The organism is Eggerthella sp. AM16-19, from assembly GCF_003474385.1.
Classification (GTDB): Bacteria; Actinomycetota; Coriobacteriia; order Coriobacteriales; family Eggerthellaceae; genus Senegalimassilia.
The window spans coordinates 36,977-61,370 of record NZ_QUCY01000012.1 but is presented as its reverse complement, the minus strand read 5'-3'; the positions used below and the strand labels follow the sequence as shown (position 1 = coordinate 61,370).

At 63.2% G+C, this 24,394-nt stretch carries 22 protein-coding genes; 18 read left to right on the top strand and 4 right to left on the bottom strand.

Features of this window, described 5'->3' with window-relative positions:
- The first annotated feature begins 161 nt into the window (after positions 1–161).
- Together DW178_RS06175 and aroF are read left to right on the top strand one after the other, a co-directional pair.
- Positions 162–443 carry a chorismate mutase gene (locus DW178_RS06175; RefSeq protein WP_118350174.1) on the top strand — a complete coding sequence of 94 codons (282 nt, stop codon included), beginning with the start codon at positions 162–164 and terminating at the stop codon, positions 441–443.
- Entirely contained in the window at positions 440–1,243 is an 804-nt protein-coding gene (gene aroF / locus DW178_RS06170; protein ID WP_118350173.1) for a 3-deoxy-7-phosphoheptulonate synthase, read from the top strand. Before DW178_RS06175 ends, aroF begins: the two co-directional genes overlap by 4 nt.
- Before the next feature lie 167 nt (positions 1,244–1,410).
- On the opposite strand, the gene DW178_RS06165 is transcribed toward aroF, so the two are convergent.
- Positions 1,411–1,662 (bottom strand): EFR1 family ferrodoxin, encoded by a 252-nt coding sequence (locus DW178_RS06165; RefSeq protein WP_158574085.1) that lies wholly within the window; start codon positions 1,660–1,662, stop codon positions 1,411–1,413.
- A gap of 295 nt (positions 1,663–1,957) precedes the next feature.
- Here DW178_RS06165 and DW178_RS06160 point away from each other — a divergent pair, with 295 nt between their 5' ends.
- Entirely contained in the window at positions 1,958–4,354 is a 2,397-nt protein-coding gene (locus tag DW178_RS06160; RefSeq protein WP_118350171.1) for an ATP-dependent helicase, read from the top strand.
- Between the two features lie 198 nt (positions 4,355–4,552).
- On the opposite strand, the gene sdaAA is transcribed toward DW178_RS06160, so the two are convergent.
- A complete protein-coding gene (gene sdaAA, locus DW178_RS06155; protein ID WP_118350170.1) occupies positions 4,553–6,178 on the bottom strand; it encodes an L-serine ammonia-lyase, iron-sulfur-dependent, subunit alpha in 1,626 nt (541 codons plus the stop codon).
- 478 nt (positions 6,179–6,656) lie between these two features.
- Between sdaAA and DW178_RS06150 the strand changes: the two genes are divergently transcribed.
- The gene (locus tag DW178_RS06150) at positions 6,657–7,595 is read left to right on the top strand and encodes a manganese-dependent inorganic pyrophosphatase (protein WP_118350169.1); all 939 of its coding nucleotides are present in this window, start codon (positions 6,657–6,659) and stop codon (positions 7,593–7,595) included.
- A 253-nt stretch (positions 7,596–7,848) separates the two neighbouring features.
- Here DW178_RS06150 and DW178_RS06145 read toward each other — a convergent pair whose 3' ends face one another.
- Positions 7,849–8,724 (bottom strand): LysR family transcriptional regulator, encoded by an 876-nt coding sequence (locus DW178_RS06145; protein WP_118350168.1) that lies wholly within the window; start codon positions 8,722–8,724, stop codon positions 7,849–7,851.
- Between the two features lie 147 nt (positions 8,725–8,871).
- Here DW178_RS06145 and DW178_RS06140 point away from each other — a divergent pair, with 147 nt between their 5' ends.
- The 14 genes from DW178_RS06140 (at position 8,872) to DW178_RS06075 (ending at position 23,306) form a co-directional block, all read left to right on the top strand.
- Entirely contained in the window at positions 8,872–9,201 is a 330-nt protein-coding gene (locus DW178_RS06140; RefSeq protein ID WP_118350167.1) for a hypothetical protein, read from the top strand.
- 169 nt (positions 9,202–9,370) lie between these two features.
- The gene (locus tag DW178_RS06135) at positions 9,371–10,483 is read left to right on the top strand and encodes a M20/M25/M40 family metallo-hydrolase (protein ID WP_118350166.1); all 1,113 of its coding nucleotides are present in this window, start codon (positions 9,371–9,373) and stop codon (positions 10,481–10,483) included.
- Between the two features lie 422 nt (positions 10,484–10,905).
- Positions 10,906–11,277, top strand: a complete 372-nt coding sequence (rpsL, locus tag DW178_RS06130; RefSeq protein WP_042433264.1) for a 30S ribosomal protein S12 — start codon at positions 10,906–10,908, stop codon at positions 11,275–11,277.
- A gap of 120 nt (positions 11,278–11,397) precedes the next feature.
- Entirely contained in the window at positions 11,398–11,868 is a 471-nt protein-coding gene (gene rpsG, locus DW178_RS06125; protein WP_042433267.1) for a 30S ribosomal protein S7, read from the top strand.
- A 13-nt stretch (positions 11,869–11,881) separates the two neighbouring features.
- On the top strand, positions 11,882–13,987 hold the full coding sequence (gene fusA / locus DW178_RS06120) for an elongation factor G (RefSeq protein WP_042433269.1): 2,106 nt from the start codon (positions 11,882–11,884) through the stop codon (positions 13,985–13,987).
- Positions 13,988–14,024: 37 nt separating this feature from the next.
- The gene (gene rpsJ, locus DW178_RS06115; protein ID WP_042433704.1) at positions 14,025–14,333 is read left to right on the top strand and encodes a 30S ribosomal protein S10; all 309 of its coding nucleotides are present in this window, start codon (positions 14,025–14,027) and stop codon (positions 14,331–14,333) included.
- Positions 14,334–14,348: 15 nt separating this feature from the next.
- Positions 14,349–14,969, top strand: a complete 621-nt coding sequence (rplC, locus tag DW178_RS06110) for a 50S ribosomal protein L3 (protein ID WP_042433272.1) — start codon at positions 14,349–14,351, stop codon at positions 14,967–14,969.
- A gap of 31 nt (positions 14,970–15,000) precedes the next feature.
- The gene (rplD, locus tag DW178_RS06105) at positions 15,001–15,627 is read left to right on the top strand and encodes a 50S ribosomal protein L4 (RefSeq protein ID WP_042433275.1); all 627 of its coding nucleotides are present in this window, start codon (positions 15,001–15,003) and stop codon (positions 15,625–15,627) included.
- Positions 15,627–15,914 carry a 50S ribosomal protein L23 gene (gene rplW, locus DW178_RS06100; RefSeq protein WP_042433278.1) on the top strand — a complete coding sequence of 96 codons (288 nt, stop codon included), beginning with the start codon at positions 15,627–15,629 and terminating at the stop codon, positions 15,912–15,914. The genes rplD and rplW overlap by 1 nt, the downstream gene beginning before the upstream one ends.
- Positions 15,915–16,029: 115 nt before the next feature.
- The gene (locus tag DW178_RS06095; protein WP_118350165.1) at positions 16,030–16,731 is read left to right on the top strand and encodes an ABC transporter ATP-binding protein; all 702 of its coding nucleotides are present in this window, start codon (positions 16,030–16,032) and stop codon (positions 16,729–16,731) included.
- A gap of 2 nt (positions 16,732–16,733) precedes the next feature.
- A complete protein-coding gene (locus DW178_RS06090; RefSeq protein WP_118350164.1) occupies positions 16,734–20,030 on the top strand; it encodes an FtsX-like permease family protein in 3,297 nt (1,098 codons plus the stop codon).
- A 213-nt stretch (positions 20,031–20,243) separates the two neighbouring features.
- Positions 20,244–21,548 (top strand): trigger factor, encoded by a 1,305-nt coding sequence (locus DW178_RS06085; protein ID WP_118350163.1) that lies wholly within the window; start codon positions 20,244–20,246, stop codon positions 21,546–21,548.
- Between the two features lie 214 nt (positions 21,549–21,762).
- On the top strand, positions 21,763–22,218 hold the full coding sequence (gene rpmE, locus DW178_RS06080; RefSeq protein WP_042433290.1) for a 50S ribosomal protein L31: 456 nt from the start codon (positions 21,763–21,765) through the stop codon (positions 22,216–22,218).
- 410 nt (positions 22,219–22,628) lie between these two features.
- Positions 22,629–23,306 carry a flavin reductase gene (locus DW178_RS06075; protein WP_118350162.1) on the top strand — a complete coding sequence of 226 codons (678 nt, stop codon included), beginning with the start codon at positions 22,629–22,631 and terminating at the stop codon, positions 23,304–23,306.
- A 186-nt stretch (positions 23,307–23,492) separates the two neighbouring features.
- Here DW178_RS06075 and DW178_RS06070 read toward each other — a convergent pair whose 3' ends face one another.
- The gene (locus DW178_RS06070; protein WP_118350161.1) at positions 23,493–24,380 is read right to left on the bottom strand and encodes an NAD(+)/NADH kinase; all 888 of its coding nucleotides are present in this window, start codon (positions 24,378–24,380) and stop codon (positions 23,493–23,495) included.
- Positions 24,381–24,394 lie beyond the last annotated feature (14 nt).

Sequence of the window (24,394 nt, the reverse complement as noted above, 5' to 3'; positions counted from 1 at the left end):
CCATTTACCTACTTTATTCCTCAGAATTTCCGGAATCGGTCTGTGGTTTTGCTATCATGATGCGCACACGAGGGCCGCTTTCGTCCTGCACGGCGCGCGTCTGGTACTCGACGCGCCGCGCGGCCATGCTCGTTACCGCTCAAGAACAGGAAGGAACGCCGATGTCTGATCAGAACAGCTCGTTCGAGCAGATCCAGGAACATCGTGCAAAGATCGACGAGCTTGACCGCCAGATCGTCGCGCTGCTCAACAAGCGCGCCGGTCATTCGCTGGTCATCCGCGGCCTGAAGCCCGGTGCGCACCTGGGTCTGTACGACCCCAAACGCGAAGAGGAGATCTTCGAGAAGGTGGACAGCTATAACGAGGGCCCGCTCTATAACGATAACCTCCGCGAGATCTACAGTACTATCCTGAAAGTCATGAAGGAGACCCCGTCAGCATGAGCGAGCAGAGAATCGAAGCGAAACTGCCGGATTACGGCACTCGTACCGACGAGATAACCATCTACGCCGGCCCTTGCTCGGTCGAAAGCGAAGAGCAGTTCTTCGAAGTGGCCGAGTGCATCAGCGACCTTGGCCTGACCTGGATCCGCGGCGGCGCGTACAAACCGCGTACCAACCCGCATAGCTTCCAGGGTCTTGGCGAGGAAGCCCTTAAGATCATGAAGGCCGGCGGCGAGAAGTACGGCCTGAAAACCCTTACGGAAGTCATGGACTCCGAGCACTGCGAGCTGGTGCATTCCTATGTGGACGGCTTGCAGGTGGGCGCCCGCAACTTCCAGAACTTCAGCTTGCTGAAAAACATCGGCAAGGTCACGAAGGACTCCCATAAGATGGTGCTGTTCAAGCGCGGCTTCGCGGGCACCATCGCCGAGTGGCTGGCGGCAACGGACTACATCACCATGGAGGGCAACGACAACGTGGTGCTGTGCGAGCGCGGCCTGCGCACGTTCGAGACGGCCACGCGCTTCACGCTCGACATCTCGGCCGTGCCCGTCATCCACAAGCAAAGCCTGCTGCCCATCTGCGTGGACGTGTCCCACCCGGCAGGCGTGCGCGACCTGGTTCCCAGCCTGGCGCGCGCTGCAGTGGCCGTGGGCGCCGACTCCATCATGATCGAGGTGCACCCCAACCCGCCGGTGGCGCTTTCCGACGGCCCGCAGCAGCTGACTCCGGCGCAGTTCCGCGTCCTGGTCGAGGAGCTGCGCGAGATCGCCGCGGTGTTCGGGAAGAAGATCGTCTAGCGGTCGCGAAGCGTTTTGCATAACGTAACGAAGGCGGATCGGGAAACCGGTCCGCCTTTTTTCGTGTTGGATTCGGTTGGCGGCAAAGGCGTTTTGGACCGCGGCCTCTGCAAGGGCGGGGAGTTTGCGTTGCCCGGGCGCGCTTCCGACGGTGCGCACCCGATTGTTCAGCGCTTGCCGTACGATATGGCGCGCTCAGGGCAGGCGCGCATACATCCAAGGCACATGAGGCATTTCTCGTATGGCCAGGTAGGGCGACCGTGCTTCATAACGATGGCGTTGGCGGGGCAGGTGCGCTCGCAGCGCCCGCAGCCCACGCACGCATCGCTCACGGCAAAGTTGCTGCAGGATGCTACGCGGTCGAGCTCCACATGGCGCATAAGACCGTCGACGCTGCTCGCCTTCCTCCACGTTCCCATAGCCGTCTCCCTTGTGCCGCCTGCGTTTTCGCCCTTCACGTTATGGTATCGCAAAATCGCGGTTCCCCTCGAAGCCATCTCCTCGTTCGCCAGCGGAATCGAACGTTATCTGCCTATGCTGTGCACGCGCGCCCGGGCGCATGCCGCCGCCGTGCGAAAGCGGTAGAATCTTCAAGTTGCGCTCATTGCAGCGCGCATGGATCGTAACAAGTCTCCGCCGCCGTTCCCGCTGTTTCAGGTTCACGCCCGAAGCGCCCGTTTCCGGTGGCGAGTTGCTAGCGCGAAGGAACGTCATATGCCCGTCGATATCACCACGCTCAACGGCCCCCAGCGTCAGGCCGTCGAATGCACCGAAGGCCCGCTTTTGGTCTTGGCTGGTGCTGGATCAGGCAAAACGCGCGTGCTCACGTACCGCATTGCGCATATCCTGGAGGACTTGAGCGTGGCGCCATGGGAGATCTTGGCCATCACGTTCACCAACAAGGCGGCCGCTGAGATGCGCGAGCGCTTGCAGGGCCTGGTCGGCCCGCGCAGCCGCGGCATGTGGGTGTCCACCTTCCACAGCATGTGCGTGCGCATGCTGCGCGCCGACGCCGAGCGCCTGGGATTCTCGAAGAGCTTCACCATCTACGACACCGACGACCAGAAGCGCCTGTATAAGGAAATCATGGCCGAGCTGGACATCGACCCGAAGCGTTTCCCGATAAACGCCCTGATGAACCGCATTTCCACGGCAAAAAACGAGCTGAAGGTGCCCGGTAACTTCGCCAAGGAGGCCAACGACCCGGTGGGCAAGGTGGCCGCGCGCGTGTACGAGAAGCTGCAGGAGCGCTTGAAACAGGCCAACGCCTTCGACTTCGACGACCTGCTGCTGTACGCGTACCTGCTGCTGAAGAACCATCCCGACGTGCTCGAGGCTTATCAGCTGCGCTTCCGCTACATCATGGTCGACGAGTACCAGGACACCAACCACGCCCAGTACGAGATCACGCGCCTTCTGGCCGAGCAGCACGGCAACATCATGGTGGTGGGCGACGACGACCAGTCCATTTACAGCTGGCGCGGCGCCGACATCCGCAACATCTTGGAGTTCGAGAAGGATTACCCCCAGTGCACCACGGTGAAGCTGGAGCAGAACTACCGCAGCGTGGGCAACGTGCTTGCGGCGGCCAACGCCGTCATCGCGAACAACCAGCATCGCAAGGTGAAGAAGCTGTTCACCGATCAGGAGGACGGCGAGAAGATTCACGTGTACATGGCCTCCGACGAGCGCGATGAGGGCCGCTGGATCGCCGGCGAGATCGAGAAGCAGCGCCAGAAGGGGCTGTCCTACAACCAGGTGGCGGTGTTTTACCGCACCAACGCCCAGTCGCGCATGCTTGAAGATATGCTGCTGCGCGCCGGCGTTCCGTACCGCATCGTCGGCGGCACGCGATTCTTCGACCGCGCCGAGATTCGCGATGTCATGGCCTACCTCACGTTGGTGGTCAACCCCGCCGACGACATCGCGGCGAAGCGCGTCATCAACACGCCGCGCCGCGGCATCGGCAAGTCCACGGTGGAGCGCATCGAGCAGTTCGCGCGCGAGATGGATATGACGTTCATGGAGGGCGCCGAGATCGCCATAGCCGACCCCGAGCTGCGCGCCGCCACGCGCCGCAGCGTGGGGGAGTTCGTGCAGATCATCAAGGACGCGCAGTCCTACTCGGGTGACCTGCGCAAGTGCATCGAGGCCGTCATCGACAAGTCGGGCCTGATCAGCGCCTTGCAGGCTGAGAACACCGACGAAGCGCGCGGGCGCGTGGAGAACATCCAGGAGTTCCTGTCCGTAGTCGATGAGTTCGTGGACACCCACGATGAGGAGGACGCCGACTACGCAGCTCCCACGGCAGGTGAGCAGGGCGGGGAAGGCGAAGGTGCCGCCGAGCCCGTACGCGTGCTGCGCGGCGATTCGCTGGCCGACTTTTTGGAGTGGGTGCGGCTGCGCACCGACCTCGACACCATGGACGAGGACGGCCAGGCGGTCACCATGATGACGGTGCACGCTTCGAAGGGCCTGGAGTTTGACTGTGTGTTCGTGGCGGGCATGGAGGAGACGCTGTTTCCGCATATGAACAGCGTCGGCGATGCCGCCGGCATCGAGGAGGAGCGCCGCCTGGCTTACGTCGCCATCACGCGCGCCCGCAAAGTGCTGTTCCTCACCTGCGCCTACACGCGCCAGATTTTCGGCCAGACGCAGGCGAACCCCGTCTCGCGCTTCATCCACGAGATCCCCGGCGAGCTTCGCCAGACCATGGGCGTGGGCAGCCAGGGCTTCTCCGGCACCGGCTGGGAGAAGCGCGGCAGCCGCAAGGGCATCTCCGGTAGCGGCGTGGAGGCGGGCGGCGGCCGCGTGTTCGGCCGCTCGAGCGCCAGCGCCCCCGGCGGCAGGTCCGAGCGCGAGCGTCGCGAGGTGCGCACGAACCGCATCGGCGCAGGTCGTTCGGTATCGGGCGCCTACGTGCGCCCCGGGGCGGAGAAGAAGGCGGCAGCCAAGATGACCTTCGCCGCAGGCGACACCGTCGATCACAAGACGTTCGGCCGCGGCAAGGTGACGAAGGTGGACGGCGACACGCTCTACGTCCGCTTCTCCAAGTCCGGCCAAACGAAGAAGCTGCTGAAAGATTACGCGCCCATCGTGAAAATAGGGTAGGGCGAAAGCGACTACAATCGGGTCGTCGCGCTGCGGCCTGCATACGGAAGCGCCCCGCAAACCTCGGTGGTTTGCGGGGCGCTTCGCTTGTTGAACGGGGGCGAATGTGTGCTCGCGTTGCGAGCCTTGATGGTTCGCAACGGCCCCTTGTTCGCGCTGGTTTTGCGCATGGGTGCGGAAAGCCGGCGACGCGGCCTTCTATTTCCCACACATGTGCGATTCGCACCAGGCGCAGGCGTCGGGGGTTGCCGCCAGGCCGCCCAGGGCCGATTCGCGCAGCTCGAAGGGAAGGCTGCGGCCCACCTTGTACATGGCCTCCACCGTTTGGTCGAAGCCCACCAGGTTGCCGATGCCGGCAAGCGAGGTCTGGGCGCTCACCAGCGCCGTTGCCGCGCCCGAGGCGTTGCGCTTCTGGCAGGGCACCTCCACCAGGCCGGCAACCGGGTCGCACACCAGGCCCATCATGTTGGTGAGCGCGTTGCCGGCGGCGTTCAAGCATTGCTCGGGCGTGCCGCCTTCAAGCTCCACGCACGCGGCCGCGGCCATCGCCGCCGCCGAGCCGATCTCGGCCTGGCAGCCGCCTTCAGCGCCGGAGACCGTGGCGTTGCGGGTGATCAGGTAGCCCACGGCGGCGGCGCAGGCAAGCGCGTGCTGGAGCTGCTCGTCGGAATACCCCTTCGCCTTCTGCAGCGCCAGCAGCACGCCGGGGATGACGCCGGCCGATCCGGCGGTGGGGGCCGCCACGATGCGGCCCATGGAAGCATTGGTCTCCAATACGGCCATGGCGTAGGCGGCTGCGCTGGCTATGGGCTCGCCGAGCACGTCGACGGCCGAATCGCGCACCTTCGCCATGCGTTGCGCCTCTCCGCCCAAAAGCCCGCCCATGGATGCGGCCGGTGCATCGAGCGGCAGGAACGCGGCGTCCTTCATGACGCGCAGCGCGTAAGCGAGATACGCGCTCGTGTCGTCGGCATGCCCGCCTGCCTGCTGCACGGCGGCCTCGCGGCGTAGGAACACCTCGGAGATGGCGGCCTTCTGTGCGGCGCAAAGCGCGAGCAGCGGCGCCCCGTTCGTGAAATCGAGCGCCCGCAGACGCTCAAGCGCCGCTGCCTGTTCGGCTTCCCCGATGACAGCCTGCGCTTGGCCGAGCGCGGCGGCGGGGATGACGCGCACGCCGCGGATCAGGGGGTTTTCCAAGATAGTCGCCTGTGCATCGTCGTCGATGCGCTGGTCGGTCTCGAGCACGGTCCATGCCGTGTCGCCGCGCTGCTCGCGGTATAGGCGGGCCGTGGCGATGTTGACGCCGTGCGCCGAAAGGCTGGTGGCGATGTGCGCGAGCACGCCCGGCAGGTCGCGCTGCTGCACCACGATCGAGTGGTTCTCACCGGTGATGCAGACGTCCACCTCGTCGATCTTGCGGATGACCGCCGCGCCGCCGCCCACGCTTTCGCCGCGCACCTCCATGCGCCCGCCTTCAGCGGTGTCGATGACGATATCGATGGTGTTGGGGTGCTCGTAGTCGTCGCAGTCGGGCAGGGGGGTGAACGTGAAGTCGAGCCCCGCCTCGCGGGCGTGTGCGAACGAGCTGCGGATGCGCAGGTCGTCGGGTGCGAAGCCGAGCATGCCGGCGACCAAGGCCTTGTCGGTGCCGTGGCCGGTCAGGGTGTGCGCAAAGCTGCCGAGCAGGCGGAACTCCACGTGCACAGGCAGCTCGCCGGCCAGCTTGCGCGCCATGTACGCGATGCGCAGCGCGCCGGCGGTGTGGCTGCTCGAAGGCCCCACCATCACCGGCCCGATGATATCGGTCAACCCAATCGTTTCCATGCCTGCTCCTTCGCCCTCGTCGCCTTATGCGGTCGTTTCCGTTTCCGTACACTATACCGGCTTGGCGGCGCAGCGCGTAGCGGTTTACGCATGGTTATCGGTTCCAACATGGAGAGGAAACCGTGCCTGCGGGCATCAGGGCTGCATGACGGCAGCCGTCGTTCCCGGCTCCGCTCGGCCGTTCGGCATGGTTTTCCGCGTCAGGCACTGTTTCCCGACCTTCGTTTGCGCTGCATGACGGCGGGGTTTGTCTTGGTCGATGCTGTATCGGCGCGATATAGGGGCGGCGCATGCTACGTTCGAACGCTGCATCCGGCGGTCGTTTGCGCTCGGTTCGTGGCTGTTCGCTAGCGTTTTGGGCATGCGCGGTAAGCGAGGTTATAATAAATGGTCGGCGTCGCGTCTTTTGCGAACGCTTCGCCGAAAAGGGTAGGACGATGAAGGCCGGGCGTAACCCGGCTAGCGAAGGAGCGATCACATGGCGGCACCCATCCTGGTGTTCGGTCACAAGAACCCCGACAACGATGCCATCAGCGCAGCTGTTGGCTATGCGTACCTGAAAAACGAGCTGGCCAAGCGCGCCGGTTCCGACGCCGTCTACGAGGCGTGCCGTCTGGGCGGCCTTCCGCCGGAGACCGAGTGGATCTTGGGCGAGAACGGCATCGAGGCGCCGCGTCTGATCGAGTCCCTTTCCGAGGGCCAGCAGGTCATCCTCGTCGACCACAACGAGGCCCTGCAGTCCGCCGACGGCCTTGACGCCGCCGAGATCGCCGAGATCGTCGACCATCACCGCCTGGGCGGCCTGGTCACCGCGCAGCCGCTGCGCTTCAACGCCAAGCCCGTGGGCTCCACCGCCGCCATCGTGGCGCGCGAGTTCGAGATCGAGGGCGTGGAGCTGCCGCGTGGCATCGCCGCGCTGCTGCTCGGCGCCATGCTCACCGACACCGTCATCATGAAGTCGCCCACTACCACCGACTTCGACCGCGACATCATCGCCCGTACGGCCGCTGCCGTGGGCGTCGATCCGGTCGAGTACGGCATGTCCATCTTCAAGTGCCGCTCCAACCCCGCCGAGCTGTCCGTCGACAAGCTGGTCAACGCCGACGCCAAGGAGTTTGAGCTGTCCAACGGCAATAAGGTCTACATCGGCCAGTACGAAACGGTCGATCTGCAGGCCGTGCTCGGCCGCGAGGCCGAGATCCGCGAGGCCATCAAGGGCCTGGTTGCGGACAAGGGCTACCAGTTCGTGCTGTTCTTCGCCACCGACATCCTGGCCGAGGGCAGCCAGTTTATCTGCGAGGGCGACACCGACTTCGTCAACCGCGCTTTCGACATCGACTGCACCGGCAAGTCCGTCTGGATGCCCGGCGTGCTCTCCCGCAAGAAGCAGGTGGCCGCACCCATCCTGGCGCTCTAACCCCGTGTTAGCAAACGTCATCGCGAAAGGAAGCCCCCGCGCAACCGTGCGAGGGCTTCCTTTCGCTTTCGGACGCATTGCGCGCCCGCTCGCCGACGCTCGGACGCTTTGGGTGGACGCTTCGGGGACGTAGCGTTATCTGTCAGGTTTCGTCCCGCTCTGCTTTCGCCCGCCGGTCGTCCCTATCTTGCTGCCCAATCCGCGCATCTCAATTCCGGGTGTCCGGCCTTCGCTTGCGGGGCCCATACGCCGCTTATGCGTCCGCTTCGCCCATGCGCCGCCTTATGAACTCCAGCAAAAACGCGTGGAACTCGGCGGCCTTCTGGCCGAGCGGGTGCTTGGCCGTCTCCACCACGATATCGCGCGCGAACCCCGCGTCCGCGATCGGCGCCAGCGCCACGTCCGACTCCTCCAGCGCACCCCAGCTGTGTTCAGGCCAAAATCCCACGCCAAGCCCCAGCGCGATGAACTTGCGCACCACATCGGGGCTGTCCGACTCGAAGACCACGTTCGGCGCGAACCCCGCCTTCAGGCACAGCTCGTCGCATACGCCGCGGAACCCGCGCGTTCCCGCCAGGCACACGAACGACGCATCGGCGAAATCCGCCAGGCGAATTGCTTTGCCTTTCGCCTGCTCCTTGGGGATGGCCAGGCATATGCGCTCGCGGAACACCTGGGACGTGCGCGCATCCGGCTTGCCGGCGTCTCCGGGCGTCACCGTGCGAACCCGCACGTCCCAGCGAGCTTCGCTGTTCGCTTGGTTGATAACGAAGGCGGCCTGCGGAACCGTCGCGCGAAACGCCGCGATGGCGTCGACCGTCATGGATGTTGCGGCTTCGACATCGATGCGCACCGTGTCGCGTTCCTGGCCCTTCGCCTGTGCAATGGCCAGGGGAATCTCGTCGAATGCGGCAAGCAACGGCGCTACCTTGGCCTCAAGCGCTTCGCCGCAGGGGGTCAACCTGATGTTGCGCCCGGCGCGCTCGAACAGCTTCGCATCCAACTCGCCCTCAAGACGGCGGATGGCCTGCGTCAGCGCCGGCTGAGCCACGCCAAGGCGCTTCGCCGAGTTCGTCATATGCTGGGTTTGCGCCACCTCGTGAAAATAGCGCAGCTGCAACAGCTCCATGCGCACCTCCTTCAGCCTCAATGTGATGATAACGCGCAGATTATGGAAAACGCTTAACCTATAACGTTGACAGTTTTACCATAGCAAATCGCCGAGGGCATGCGCCCGCGGCGAACCTGCAGAATACCACTAAGGGAGATGACGGAAATGGCAGAGGCGCTTGAGGCGATCATGCTCATTTGCTTCGGGCTTTCGTGGCCTATGAACGCATACAAGAACTTCAAGGCCCGTACGGCTGCGGGAACCAGTTGGCAGTTCATCCTGCTGATCACGCTTGGCTATTTCGCCGGCATCGCCGCGAAGTTCGTGTCCGGCACCATCAACTGGGTGCTTGCCGTGTATTTCATCAACGTCGTCTGCATCGCCGCAAATTGGGTTGTGTACTTCCGTAATTGCGCCATCGACCGTGAGCGCGATCGACTGCGCAAAGAGGAGGACGCGCAGGACGCCATGGCGCAAGCGCGCGCCGCGCGATAACGGCGCCTCCCTGTGCCGCGTGGTCGTTTCAAGCAGTCCTTGCGTTCGCGCGGGCGCTGGCCTATATCTATATATGAATCATTTCGGAAAGCCGCCTGAGCGCGGCTTTCCGCGTATCCCGGCGAATCGGCATCCCGATTTACCGACGTCCTGACTGAAAGGGGAGCCTGTGAAGCCCGACCGCCTGCTCGATTTGTTCTGCGAACTTGCGCACATCGAAAGCCCGTCGCGCCATGAGGCCGTTATGGCGAAACGGTGCAAGGCCGAGCTGGAGGGCCTGGGCTTCACCGTCCGCTTCGATGATTCCGCGGAACGGACCGGTTCCGACACGGGCAACCTGATCGCTTTCCGCGCCGGCAGCGCCGCCGGCGCGGTGGCGTTGTGCGGGCATATGGATACCGTGCGCCCATGCAAGGGGATCGAACCCGTGGTGGAGGACGGCGTGATCCGCAGCGCGGGGGGTACCATCCTCTCTGCCGACGATAAGGCTGGCGTGGCCGCCATCCTCGAGGGTGTTCGCAGCCTCATCGAAGCAGGGGAGACGCTTCCGGATGTGCATGTCGTCCTGACCACGTGCGAGGAGATGCACCTGCTGGGCGCCGGCGCGCTCGATACGTCGTTTTTGCCGGAAGGCACGCCGTGCTACGTATTGGACGCCGATGGCGATCCGGGCACCATCATCAACCAGGCACCGTGCCATTGCACGTTCACCGCAACCTTCCGCGGAAAGTCGGCGCATGCCGGCGTCGAGCCCGAGCGCGGCGTCTCGGCGCTTGCCATGGCGGCGCAGGCGGTCTGCCATATGCCCTTGGGGCGCATTTCCGCGCATACCACGTCCAACGTAGGCGTCATCGAGTGCGATGGGGCCACGAACGTGGTGCCCGGCACTTGCTGGCTGTCGGGCGAATGCCGTTCCACCTCCCTTGAGCGCGCCCGTGCCGAGCGCAGCGCCATGGACGAGGCCATGCGCTCGGCCGCGGCGCAGGCTGGCGGCAGCGTCGACATCGAGTGGCGCACCGACTACCTTCCTGTCTCCTACGCCTCCGATCACCCGTTGGTCGAGGGCGTCATTCGCGCGGCCCGGGCGGCCGGGTTGCGTCCCCGCCTTGCCGCATCCGGCGGAGGAGCGGATGCGAACATCTTGGCGGGACGTGGAGTCTCGGCGATCACGCTTGCCACGGGTATGGCCAACTACCATTCCTGCGACGAATACATCACCGTGGACAATCTGAACGGCTGCGCGCGTCTGGTCGAGCAGCTGGTGCTCGAAGCCCGCGAATAGCGGCTCTGCCGCGCCGAGAGCGGTTTCGCCGCCGGGGAAGGGCCCAGGGAGGCGCTGCCGGCGTCCTTGAAACGTCGGTTTCACGCCCGTTGCAGGGCTTGCGGGGATGCGCGACGACCATGCCGATCAGGGCCGTGCACCGTTTCGCAACTTTTGCAACAACTTTTCGCGAAATTGTGTGCAAAACGTGCATCGCGGAACAACAAAACGTTGCATGACCTGCCAAAACACGGTACAATACCAATAGACACGCCCGGGTGCGTGGCGTTTGACAGCCCCTATACCCGGTGATAAAGTTCCAACTCGCGCTCCGAAAGGGGCAGGGTTTTCGCGTGCGTATCAGCTGAACGCACTTGGAAACCCGCGAGTAATGCGGCGGTGGTCTCGTACGCCGCCGGAGGCAAATACAGAAGGAGAAGATTTTGCCTACCATCAACCAGCTGGTCCGCAAGGGCCGCAAGAAGTCGGTCGACAAGAAGAAGACGCCGGCTCTGAAGGGCAACCCGCAGAAGCGTGGCGTGTGCACCCGCGTGTACACCACCACCCCCAAGAAGCCGAACTCGGCTCTGCGTAAGGTCTGCCGTGTGCGCCTGGTCAACGGCATGGAGGTCACGGCCTACATCCCCGGCATCGGCCACAACCTGCAGGAGCACTCGATGGTGCTCATCCGCGGCGGTCGTGTTAAGGACCTCCCCGGTGTGCGCTACAAGGTCATCCGCGCCGCGCTGGACTGCGCCGCCGTGGACAACCGCAAGCAGGCTCGCAGCCGCTACGGTGCCAAGCGCCCGAAATAAGTAACCGCTAAGCCGCGCGGGTTGCATGAAAGCGCCTCTCTCGAAAGGGTCGGGAAGGCGGCAACCTAATGGGAAGGAGAAAGCTTCCCCGAAGCGCGCAGGAATCAGAAGGAGTTTTACATGCCGCGTCGTGCAGCAGCAGTCCGCCGTGAAGTTCAGCCGGACGCCGTCTACAACAACCGCCTTGTCACCCAGTTGATCAACAAGATCCTGCTGGACGGCAAGAAGTCCACCGCCGAGGGCATCGTCTACGGTGCTTTCGAGCTGGTCCAGGCCAAGACGGGCGAGGATCCGCTGGCTATCTTCAAGAAGGCCATGGACAACGTCCGCCCCACCCTCGAGGTCAAGCCGAAGCGTGTCGGCGGCGCCACCTACCAGGTGCCCATGGAGGTCAACTCCCGCCGCGCCACCACGCTGGCCATCCGCTGGATCGTGGACTTCTCCCGTAAGCGCAAGGAGCACACCATGAAGCAGCGCCTGGCCGCTGAGATCATGGACGCCGCCGAGAACACCGGCGCTTCCGTGAAGAAGCGCGAGGACCTGTATAAGATGGCCGAGTCCAACCGTGCGTTCTCGCACTACCGCTTCTAGGGCGTGAACTAACATGGCTAAAGCTAATGATCTGAAACTCACGCGTAACTTCGGCATCATGGCCCACATCGATGCCGGTAAGACCACCACTACCGAGCGTATCCTGTACTACACGGGCAAGACGCACAAGATCGGCGAGGTGCACGACGGCGCCGCTACCATGGACTGGATGGTCCAGGAGCAGGAGCGCGGCGTGACCATCACCGCTGCCGCCACCACGTGCTTCTGGAAGAAGGACGACGAGACGTACCGCTTCCAGATCATCGACACGCCCGGCCACGTGGACTTCACCGCCGAGGTCGAGCGCTCCCTGCGCGTCCTCGACGGCACCGTCGCCGTCTTCGACGCCGTTGCAGGCGTGCAGCCGCAGTCCGAGACCGTGTGGCGTCAGGCCGAGAACTACGGCGTGCCGCGCATCGCGTTCATCAACAAGTACGACCGCGTCGGCGCAGACTTCGAGCATGCTATCCAGACCATGAAGGATCGCCTGCATGCCAACGCCGTCGCTGCTCAGCTGCCCATGGGCGCCGAGGACAACTTCTGGGGCGTCATCGACCTGGTCACCATGACCGCTTGGGACTTCAAGGCCGACGACAAGGGCATGACCTACCCCGAGCCCATGGATGCCATCCCCGCAGAGTTCGCCGACGAGGCCGAGCTGGCTCACCAGGAGCTGGTCGAGGCTGCCGCCGACTGCGATGATGAGCTCATGGAGAAGGTCCTCATGGAGGAGGAAGTCTCCGTCGAGGAGCTGAAGGCTGCTCTGCGCAAGGGCGTCATCGCCTGCAAGATCAATCCCGTGTTCGTGGGCTCCGCCTACAAGAACAAGGGCGTCCAGGAGCTGCTCGACGCCGTCGTCGACTACCTGCCGGCTCCCGTCGACGTTCCCGCCATCAAGGGCACCATCCCCGGCACCGACGAGGAAGACGAGCGTCCTTCCGACCCGAAGGCCCCGTTCAGCGCCCTGGCGTTCAAGATCATGACCGACCCGTTCGTGGGTAAGCTGACCTACCTGCGCGTCTACTCCGGTTCCCTTGACGCCGGTTCCTACGTGACTAACGCCACGAAGGACAAGAAGGAGCGCATCGGCCGTCTGCTGCAGATGCACTCCAACCAGCGCGTCGACATCGATTCCTGCTCCGCTGGCGACATCGTCGCCGTCGTCGGCCTGAAGAACACCACCACCGGTGACACCCTGGCCGATGACAACGCTCCGATCATCCTGGAGTCCATGGAGTTCGCCGACCCGGTTATCGACATCGCCGTCGAGCCGAAGACCAAGGCCGACCAGACCAAGATGGAGATCGCCCTGCAGAAGCTGGCCGAGGAGGACCCGACCTTCCGCGTGTCCACCAACCATGAGACCGGCCAGACCATCATCGCCGGCATGGGTGAGCTGCACCTGGAGATCATCGTCGACCGTCTGATGCGCGAGTTCAAGGTGGAGGCAAACGTCGGCAAGCCGCAGGTTGCCTACCGCGAGCGTCCGGGCCACGAGGTCCTCTCCGCCGAGGGCAAGTTCGTCCGCCAGTCCGGTGGTCGCGGCCAGTACGGCCATGCGGTCATCAACATGTACCCGCAGGAGCCGGGCAAGGGCTACGAGTTCGAGAACAAGATCGTCGGCGGCGTCGTGCCGAAGGAATACATTCCTTCCATCGACAAGGGTATCCAGGAAGCCCTCAACACGGGCGTTCTGGCCGGTTACCCCGTCGAGGACGTCCGCGTCGAGCTCATCGATGGTTCTTACCACGACGTCGACTCTTCGGAAGCTGCCTTCAAGGTTGCCGGCTCCATGGCCATCAAGGAAGCTCTGCGCAAGTCCGACCCGGTCATCCTCGAGCCTGTCATGGCCGTCGAGGTCGAGACCCCGGAGGAGTACACGGGCTTCGTCATGGGCGACATCCCGTCTCGCCGTGGCATGATCCAGGGCCAGGAGCAGCGCAACGGCGCCGTCGCCATCTCCGCGAAGGTGCCGCTGGGCATGATGTTCGGCTACGCTACCGATCTGCGTTCCGGTACGCAGGGTCGCGCAACCTACACCATGCAGTTCGACTCTTACGAGCCGGTTCCCAAGAACGTCGCTGCAGAGATTATCAGCAAGGCCGGCGGCAACGCTTAAGCGTTGAACGTCCGAAAGCTTAACGGAGGAAATGAAAGTGGCTAATCAGAAGATTCGCATCCGCCTCAAGGGATACGATCATGAGATCGTGGACCAGTCCACGAAGCTCATCGTCGATACCGCTCAGAAGACGGGTGCCAAGGTGTCCGGTCCCATCCCGCTGCCGACGGAGCGCAACCTGTTCACCGTCGTCAAGGGCCCCCATGTGGACAAGGATTCGCGCGAGCAGTTCGAGATGCGCACCCATAAGCGCCTGATCGACATCCTGGAGCCCACCCCCAACACGGTGGATTCCCTGATGCGTCTGGACCTCCCTGCCGGCGTCGACATCGAGATCAAGCTGTAAGGGGTGTCAATTAGCATGATTAACGCTATTTTTGGTAAGAAGATCGGTATGACCCAGATCTTCAACGAGGAGGACAAGCTCATCCCCGTGACCGTGATCCAGGCTGAGCCGAACACGGTGTGCCAGGTCAAGACGAAGGCCACCGACGGCTACGAGGCCGTGCAGCTGGGCTTCGGCGAGATCAAGGCCAAGAAGGTCAACAAGCCCATGGGCGGCCATTTCGCCAAGCAGGGCATCGAGCCTACCCGCTACCTGCGCGAGGTGCGCGTCGAGGACGCCGCCGAGTACAAGGCCGGCGACCAGCAGACCGTGGCGGCGTTCGCCGAGGTCAAGAAGGTCGACGTCACCGGTACCTCCAAGGGTAAGGGCTTCGCCGGCGTCATGAAGCGTTACGGCTTCGCCGGTGGTCCGGGCGGCCATGGTGCTCACTTCCACCGCGCTCCCGGTTCGGTGGGCATGTGCGCCACGCCTTCCCGCGTGCTCAAGGGCATGCGCCTGCCTGGTCACATGGGCTGCGACACCGTCACCGTCAAGAACCTGACCGTGATGCGCGTCGACGAGGAGCAGAACCTGATCCTGGTCAAGGGCGCCATCCCCGGCGGCAAGAACGGCATCGTGCGCGTGCGCATGGCGTAACCTGGACTATCTATAAGGAGTTTTCACTACCATGACGACTATCGAGATCAAGGACGCAAGCGGTAAGAAGGCCGGCGACGCCGAGCTTTCCGCTTCCGTGTTCGGCATCGAGCCGAACGTGCCCGTCATGCACCAGGTTGTGCGCGCTCAGCGTGCGTCTTGGCGTGCCGGCACCAGCAACACCCTCACCCGCGGCCAGGTCCGCGGCGGCGGCAAGAAGCCGTGGCGCCAGAAGGGCACCGGCCGTGCCCGCCAGGGCTCCATCCGCTCCCCTCAGTGGGCTGGCGGCGGTACCGTGTTCGGTCCGCATCCGCGCAGCTACGCCTTCCGCGTGAACAACAAGGAAGTCAAGCTGGCCATGCGCTCCGCTCTGTCCGCCAAGGTGGCTGACGGTCAGTTCACCGTTGTCGACGAGTTCAAGTTCGAGAAGCCTTGCACCAAGGACGCCAAGGCGTTCATCAAGGCCATGGGCTTCGAGGGCCAGCGCACCACGCTGGTCATCGGCAACGACGACGTCACCACGTGGCTGTCCTTCCGCAACCTGGAGAAGGTCAACATCCTGCCCGTCGCCGAGGCCAACACCTACGAGCTGCTCGACAATAAGCAGCTGGTGTTCACCGCTGAGGCCCTGAAGCGCATCGAGGAGGTGCTCGCATAATGAAGGATCCCCGCGAGGTCATCATCCGTCCTATCGTGACGGAGCACAGCTACGACCAGATGGAGAACAACGTGTACACCTTCGAGGTGGCCAAGGACTCCAACAAGGTTGAGATCCGCCAGGCCATCGAGGCTATCTTCAACGTCTCCGTGGTCAAGGTGAACACCCTGAACGTCAAGCCGAAGCCCAAGCGCGTGCGTTATCAGGTCGGTCAGACCCGTACGTGGAAGAAGGCCATGGTGACGCTGAAGGAAGGCGATACCATCGAGCTGTTCGGCGCCAACTAAGGTTGACGTTACACCAAGCTAACGCTTGAACCGCTTAGAGCGCCCCGGCACATATGCCGGGGCGCTCTTTTGTATAATCAGGTGAAGGAAAGCACCCGAAGAGCAAGGTGGGGACATGGCGTTCGTGGAATTCAACGATGTTCGTAAGGTGTACAAGATGGGCGAGGTGGAGGTTGCCGCTGCCGATGGCATGACCTTTTCCGCCGAAGCTGGTGAGTTCGTGGTGGTGGTGGGTCCTTCGGGTGCCGGCAAGACCACGCTTTTGAATATGCTTGGCGGCATGGACTCATGCACGTCCGGCACCATCACGCTTGATGGGCGCGAGATCAGCCGATTCACCGAACGTCAGCTCACGCAGTACCGCCGTCTGGACATCGGCTTCGTGTTCCAGTTCTACAACCTGGTTCAGAACCTTACGGCGCTCGAGAACGTCGAGCTTGCCAGCCAGATATGCCCGCATCCGCTTGATGCGGCGCAGGTGCTTGCGCAGGTGGGCCTTGCGCATCGCATGGACAACTTCCCTGCGCAACTTTCCGGCGGCGAGCAACAGCGCGTGGCCATTGCCCGAGCGCTTGCCAAGAACCCTAAGTTGCTGTTGTGCGACGAGCCTACCGGCGCCTTGGATTACAAAACCGGCAAGGCTATCCTGAAGCTTCTGCAGGACACGTGCCGCACTACCGGCAAGACGGTGGTGCTCATCACCCACAACTCCGCTTTCGCCGACATCGCCGATCGCGTCATCCATGTGCGCGAAGGCCGAGTAGCCAGCTGCTATATCAACCCCCATCCTGGCAACGCCGCTGATTTGGAGTGGTAGACATGGGAGCCTTTCGTAAAGAAGTCCTGCGCTCCATCACGCATTCGTGGGGAAGGTTCTTGGCCATTGCCGTGATGGCGGCGCTCGGTTGCGGCTTCTATGCCGGCTTGCGCATGACCGGTCCCGATATGCGCTTGGCAGGGGACGAGTATTATGACGCAACCGAGCTGTGCGACCTTCGCGTGGTGTCATCGCTCGGGATGTCCGATGAGCAGGTCGATATGCTGCGCGGCGTCGAAGGCGTATCGGGCGTCATGCCCGCCTACGAGGCGGATGCCGTATCTCAGCTGGCAGGCGTGCAGTACACGCTGCGCTACCATTCGCTTGACGTTGATGCTGCGAAAGCGAGCAGTTGCGACGATGGCATGCATGTGCGATCGGACGATGACGACTACGTGAACCGGCCCATCTTGGTGGAGGGCAGCTGGCCGGAATCGGATGACGAGTGCCTGCTTTCCGTTGACAACGTGTGGACGTCCCCGGTTCATATCGGCGATACCGTCGAGCTGCTTGAGGGCACGCAAGACCTGGATGGCGTGTTCACCACCCGTACCTTTACCGTCGCGGGTTTCGTGCGGTCCTCGTATTACACGTGCACTACCAATACCGGCGCCACCTCGCTTGGCTCGGGAGAGCTTTCGTCCTTCGTGTTCGTGTCCGAAGGGGCGTTTGCGGCCGATTATCCTTATACGGAAGCGTTCCTCACCGTCGACGGGGCGGCTGGCGAGGCATGGCCCGATAGCGCCTATCAGGAGCGCGTCGACGCGGTGGCGCAGCGGTTGAACGACCTTTCCCCGCGGTTGTCTGCATCGCGCGTCGAGCAGCTACAGCGTGATGCTCAGGCAGAGCTTGACGATAAGCGTGCGGAGTTCGAGCGCGAGAAGGCAGACGCCGTCGCGCAGATGGACGATGCCCAAGCGCAGCTTGACGATGCGAGCGCCCAGCTTGATAACGCTGCGGCTCAGCTTTCCTCCGCGGCGGCGCAGCTCTCCAGCAGCCAGGCTCAGCTTGCCCAGGGCGAGTCGGAGCTTGCCAGCGGCCGGGCGCAGCATGACAGCGGCACGGCTCAGCTTGCCGAGCAACGCGAACAGGCTCAGTCGGCCATAGCGCAGGCCCAGGCTCAGCTCGATGCCGCACAAGCGGAGTACGACCAGGCCATGGCGCAACGCAGCCTGCTCGAGGCGCAGCTCGAGCAGGCGCGCGCGGCTCAGCTTGCCGATGTGGCGGCGCGGCTGGAGGCCGCAATCGCTCAAATCGATGCCCAAACCGCCGGCGCACCCGATCAGCTGGCCGCAGGTCGGGCCGAGCTCGATGCGCAGCGAGAACAGGCCGCGTCGCAGCTTTCCGCGGCGCAGGCTCAGCTTGATAGCGCGCAATCCCAGCTTGATGACGCCGCGGCCCGTCTGACATCCGGTCGTGCGCAATATGCCGCCGGGCAGCAAAGCTACGAACAGGGTCGTGCCGAGTACGAAAGCGGCTTGGCCGAGCAGCGAAGCGGGCAATCCGAGCTTGATGGGAAGCGTGCCGAGGCGCAGCAGCGCTTCGCCGACGCCGAGCGGCAGCTGGCGGATGCGCAGGCCGAGATCGATGCCATCGCCGATAAGGACGCCAGCGTGTACGTGCTCGATCGCTCGAAGAACCTGGGGGCGGAGAGCTTCCGCAGCGATGCGGGACGCATGGACCAGATCGCCGCAGTGTTCCCGCTCATGTTCTTCCTGGTTGCCGCGTTGGTGTCGCTTACCACCATGACCCGCATGGTGGAGGAGGAGCGCGTGCTCATCGGCACGTACAAGGCGCTGGGTTATTCCAATGCGCGCATCACGTCGAAGTACCTCATCTATGCGGTGGTGGCGTCGAGCGTGGGCGCGGCCGTGGGCATCGCGTTGCTTTCCCAGTTTCTGCCGTGGTTCATCATGAACGCGTATTCCATCATGTACATGGTGCCTTGCATGCCCACTCCCGTGAACCCGGGCGTTGCCGCAAGCGCCGCCGGCTTGGGCGTGGGCATCACCGTGGCCGCAACATGGTTCGCGGCGGCTGCCACCCTGCACGAGCGCCCGGCTTCTTTGATGCTGCCGCGTGCGCCGAAGGCCGGCAAGCGCATCTTGCTCGAGCGCATCCGCCCGCTGTGGAGCCGGATGACGTTCAGCTGGAAGGTCACGGCGCGAAACCTGTTCCGCTACAAGCGCCGCTTCTTCATGGCTATCATCGGCATCGCGGGCTGCACCGCGCTGCTGCTCACAGGCCTGGGGCTGCAAAACGCCATCAACGACATCATCGATAAGCAATACGGCGAAGTGTATAGCTTCAACACCATCGTGCGCATGGATGCCGACGAAGCCGACCAGACGGCTAAGGATGCGGTGTCGGATGCGGTCAGCTCGGATGGCCAGGAGTTCACTTGGGTTTCCACTGAGAACAAGATCGCCCGAGCCTCCGAGGGTGGGGCAGAGCATCGCCTGGAGCTGGTCTGCTCCCAAGACCCTCAACAGCTGCAGCGTTTCGTGCAGATGCGCGAACGCGCAGGTGGTCGGCCGCTCACGCTCGATAGCGGCGGCGCCATCATCAGCGAGAAGCTTGCCAGCCAGCTGAGGGTTTCCGTCGGCGACACCCTGACGCTCTACGACGAGGATGGCATCGGCAACTTGGTGGGGGATGGGCATGCAGTGACCGTCGCCGGCGTCATGGAGAACTACGTGTCGCAGTACGCCTATGTCACCGCCGACGTATACGAGCAGGCCATGGGTCAGCCGGCTGAGTTCGCTACCGTCTATGCGGACCTTGGGGAAGGCGTCGATCGCGACGCGTTCTCCGATCAGCTGCTTGCCATGGATGGAGTGAAAACCGTTACCTATAGCGACGAGACCATCGACAGCTATCGCACCATGCTCAAGACGGTCGATAGCGTGGTGGTGGTGCTCGTGGTCGCAGCGGCGCTGCTGGCGTTCGTGGTGCTGTACAACCTCACCAACATCAACATCACCGAACGCGCGCGGGAGATCGCCACGCTCAAGGTACTCGGCTTCACGTCGCGCGAGGTGGATGCCTACATCTTCCGCGAAACCATCCTGCTGTCGGTGATCGGTGCCGCGATCGGCCTGGTGCTCGGCGTATTCATGGAAGGGTTCGTCATCACCACCGCAGAGGTCGATCAGGTCATGTTCGGCCGCGACATCCACGCGGCAAGCTTCGCCATCGCGTTCGCGCTCACCATGGTGTTCTCGGGCATCGTGGCCTTTGCCATGCGCGGCAAGCTGCGCCGCATCGACATGGTGGAAAGCCTGAAGTCCAACGAGTAAGGCCCGCCGCAGCCGATTTCGCTATCCGATCATGCGGGGCTTGCGCGGGGCTGCTGGAAGAAGCCGAAAGGCAGAAGGGTTTTGCTGCAATGGAGGGGGCCCCGGTGGCGCTCCTGCGTCTTTCCGTCTCCCGCATGAGCCGTCCATTGCGTCTGCGTGATTTGCGTTAAAATAGGCCGTACCGCTTTGTTTCAAACAAGAAGGGGACACCCAATGAAGGTTACCGAAAAGAAGAATCCCGACGGCACCATCGATCTGACCGCCGTTGCCGCCACGGCGGAGGTCGCCCAGGCGTTCAACGTCGCCCATCACTCGTTCCTGGCGAACATGGGCCTGCAGGTCGGTCCGACCCAGACGCCTGCGCAGGTCGCCGAGGAAGAGCTGGGCATCGTGAACCTCGATGCGGTCTCGCAGCAGCTCGCCGTCGATTACCTTGTGCCGTTCGCCGTCGACAAGCGCAATCTGTGCCCGGCGTTTCCGCCCAAGCCGGTTATCAACCAGATGATCAAGCGCGGCGAGCCGTTCGAGTTTCAACTGATCGTCACGCCCAAGCCCGATTACGAGCTGACCAGCTACGAGCCGGTTTCCGTCACCGTGCCGGCGCTGCGCTTTGACGAGGCCATGGTCGACGAGCAACTGCGCCAGGTGCTCGAGAGCTATGCCACGTATGTGCGTTGCGATTCCCATCCGCTCGGCGAAAACGACGCCGCGCGTATCAAGGTCGAGGCTACGCAGGGCGGCAAGGCCAACAAGAACCTGTCCACCGATGGCCGTACCTACATCATGGGCATGAACCTGTTGCCCGAGGGCTTCGAGAAGAACCTGCTTGGCATGGCCGAAGGCGACACCAAGTCCTTCAGCTTCGATATCCCTGGCGCCGAGGAGGGAGCCGACCCCATCGACTGCACCGTCACCGTCCTGGAGTGCCAGTGCAAGAAGGTCCCCGAGCTTACCGACGAGTGGGTCAAGCAGAACATTCCGATGCTGCCCGATGCCGCTGCGCTGCGTGCTTCCATCCGCGAAGCCCTGCTTGCCCAGCAGCAGGCGCAGTATCGCGAAATGCAGCTGTCCATGGTGGCCGATGAGCTGGCTCGTCGCTTCGAGGGCACGATTGCTGACGAGGTATACGAATCCATGCGCGACACGCTCATGCAAAACGTCAAGGGTTCGCTTGCCCAGCAGGGCCTGCAGTTCGACGAGTTCGTGGCCATGCAGGGCGGTATCCAGCAGTTCAGCATGATGCTCATGGTCCAGGCACGCCAGATGCTCGTGCAGGGCTATGCGCTCGATGCGCTGTTCCGTCACGAGAAGATGACCCTCGACGACGAGGACATCATGGCAGCTTGTCGCGCCATGAACCCTGCCGACCCCACCACGGCTCGTCGTCAGATGGAGGGCAACGGACAGGCGTTCGTCCTGCGCGAGACCGCAGGCCGCCTGAAGGCAAACCGTTGGCTGCTCGAGCACGCCGACATCACCATTTCCGACGAGCAGCCCGAGGCCGAGAAGGCCGAGTAGGCGAAAAGCCGCTCGCAGCCGGGGTTGGGGAAGCCCGAGCTGGCGGCTGTGTTATGCCGCTGCCAGGGGATTTCTCTCTCGGAGCCCCTTTCGCGGAAAACATGTGAACGCCACGCGGGAACGTCTTCGTGCGTGGCGTTTTCCGTGCTATAATGCAAAGGCTTGTCTTCCGCCTTGGTCGGAAACCAAGGCACGGTAAAAGGAGTACCAGACTATGAAACAAGGAATCCATCCGGAGTACGTGGAGTGCACCGTCAAGTGCAGCTGCGGCAACACCTTCACCACCCGCTCGACGAAGTCCGAGCTGAAGGTCGACATCTGCAACGTGTGCCATCCGTTCTACACCGGCCAGCAGCGCTTCGTCGACACCGGCGGACGCGTCCAGCGCTTCGCCGACAAGTTCGGTTCCGCTAAGGAGCAGGTGGCTGCTCGCGAGGCTGCCAAGAAGGCCGAGCGCGCCGCTAAGGCCGCTGAGATCGAGGCCGCCAAGAAGGCCGAGCGCGAGGCTAAGGCCGCCGCTAAGGCAAAGCGTGCCGAGGAGTTCGCCAAGAAGGCTGCTGCCGAGGCTGAGAAGGCTGCCGAGATCGAGGCTGCTACCGCCGCTGCCGAGGCCGTCGAGGCTCCTGCAGAGGCCGAGGTTGAGGCTGCTGCCGAGACCGCTGCCGAATAGCACCATAGCGCCAAGCACAAAAAGCACTGCACAAAAAGCAACAGGAAGGCCCGCGAAAGCGGGCCTTCCTGCATGTCAGGGGCTTTCGCGTATGCAGCATGTCGGTAACGCTTTGCTTTTGCGCCGCAATCGGGGTGCTGGGCGGCGTATAGTCGAAGATATGGAGGGATGAAGCGCGCTCTGCGGCGTGCAGTCGACGGCGCGGCCGGGGTCGTGCTGCATCAGATCGCTCTGCGTCTCTTGTTGCTTTCGGCTCCTCGCTTTTCGTTCGTCGTCTCTGGGTGCTTCAGCCTTCCGATGTTCGTTATCCCGTCCTTTCCGTTGTTGGTGCAGGAAAGATAAGCTAACACTAATAGGAAGCTTTATCATTTATAATGAAAAACATGTAAAGCGAGACCAAGGAGGCTCCTATGTTCGATAAGCAGGCATTTCATTCGCTCAGCTACGGCATGTATGTCATCGGCGCGCGTTGCGATGGCAGGGATTACGGTTGTGTAGCAAACACGTTCGCCCAGGTCACTTCATCTCCCTTGCAGGTGAGCGTGGCGCTGAACAAGGAAAACGCCACTACGGCCGCCGTGCGTCAAGCCGGTCGGTTCACGGCATCTTGCTTGTCTGAGCAGGCCGACATGCAGCTGATCGGCACGTTCGGGTTCCATACCTCCACCGAGCTCGACAAATTCGCGCAGCATGCAAGTGCGCGCGATGAGGCCGGCATGCCCTATGTGGCCGAGCAATGCTGCGCGTGGTTTTCCGCGAGGGTGGTCTCCGAACTTGACTTGGGCACGCACGTGCTGTTCGTGGGGGAGGTGCAGGAATGCGCCAAGGTCGCCGACGCGGCCGCTCCTATGACGTATGCGTTCTATCATCAGGTTAAGGGCGGCAAGACGCCTCCTAAGGCTTCCAGCTATTTGGGCGAAGAACAGCCCGCTGCCGCACCGGCTGAGTCGAACGGCGCCGAACAGCCCAAGGTTGCCTGGCGTTGCACCATTTGCGGGCATATGGAGTATGTCGATGAGCTTCCCGATGATTTTGTTTGCCCCGTCTGTGGCGTTGGCAAAGAGTTTTTCGAGCGGGTTGAACTGTAAGGTTTCATGCGGGTTTTGCCGCTCTCGGCGGTTGGGGTAGGCAGCTTGCGCGGCACAACGCCTCGAGCTGTTTCCTGCCCATCAGCTGGCTTTCTTGCTAGAAGCGTTCCGACGGCATATCGCGAAAGGGCGTGCAAGCTGTTCTAAGGCTTGCACGCCCTTTGTCGTTTCAGCGAGGGACGTTTTCTAGAAGAACACCTTCGCTGCGTGGTTATAGAACCCTTCGTCCTTGTAACGCAGAAGGGTGGTGGGTACGTCGCCGCGGCGAACGTACAGGCGGCGAAGGGGGCGGTCGAGCTCAACCAGTTCGCCGTCTATGAACAGGGTGGCATTGCGATCATCCTGGTTTTCGGACAGGTCCATCTCCACCACATCGGATGGTGCGGTGACCACGGCACGGGAATGCAGCGTATGCGGTGCGATGGGCACGGCCACCAGGCCCGTGAAACCCGGCGCCACCAGCGGTCCGCCCGCTGATAGCGCATAGGCCGTGGATCCCGTAGCGCTTGCGACCACCAATCCGTCACCGCGCATGTTCGCCAAGTGCGACCCCGAAACGCCCAGCCCGAAGTCAATGATGCGGCCGTTGGCGCCGCGGGTGACGGCAACCTCGTTCAACGCGAAGAAGTCACGTTGTTCGTCCGGCTCGGCTCCGGCGCCATCATCGGCATAGGGGTCGGCTTCGCCTTCGCACACCACCCGTATGTCCAGGTTCGTGCGCACCTCATGGGCCGCGTCGCCGGAAAGCGCTGCAACCAGCGGTTCCATGACCCCCGATTCGTTCGGGTTCGCCAAAAAGCCCAGTCGGCCGTAATTGATACCGAGGATCGGCGTGCCGTGGAAGCCCACCTGGCGTGCCGTGCGCAGGATAGTCCCGTCCCCGCCTAAGGCCACCGCCATGTCCACGCCATGCTCGAACAGGTCGGAAAGCTCTGGGGCGGCCAGGGGGGAGGCAAGCTTCGAGGAGTCCACCACGGTGTAGTCGATTCCCTGTGTGGCCAGGTACGTTACCAGCAGCAGCGATGCATCGATCGCCTGCGAGTTGGAGTTATTACGCACGATGAGGATGTGCATGCGGAGCCTCTTTC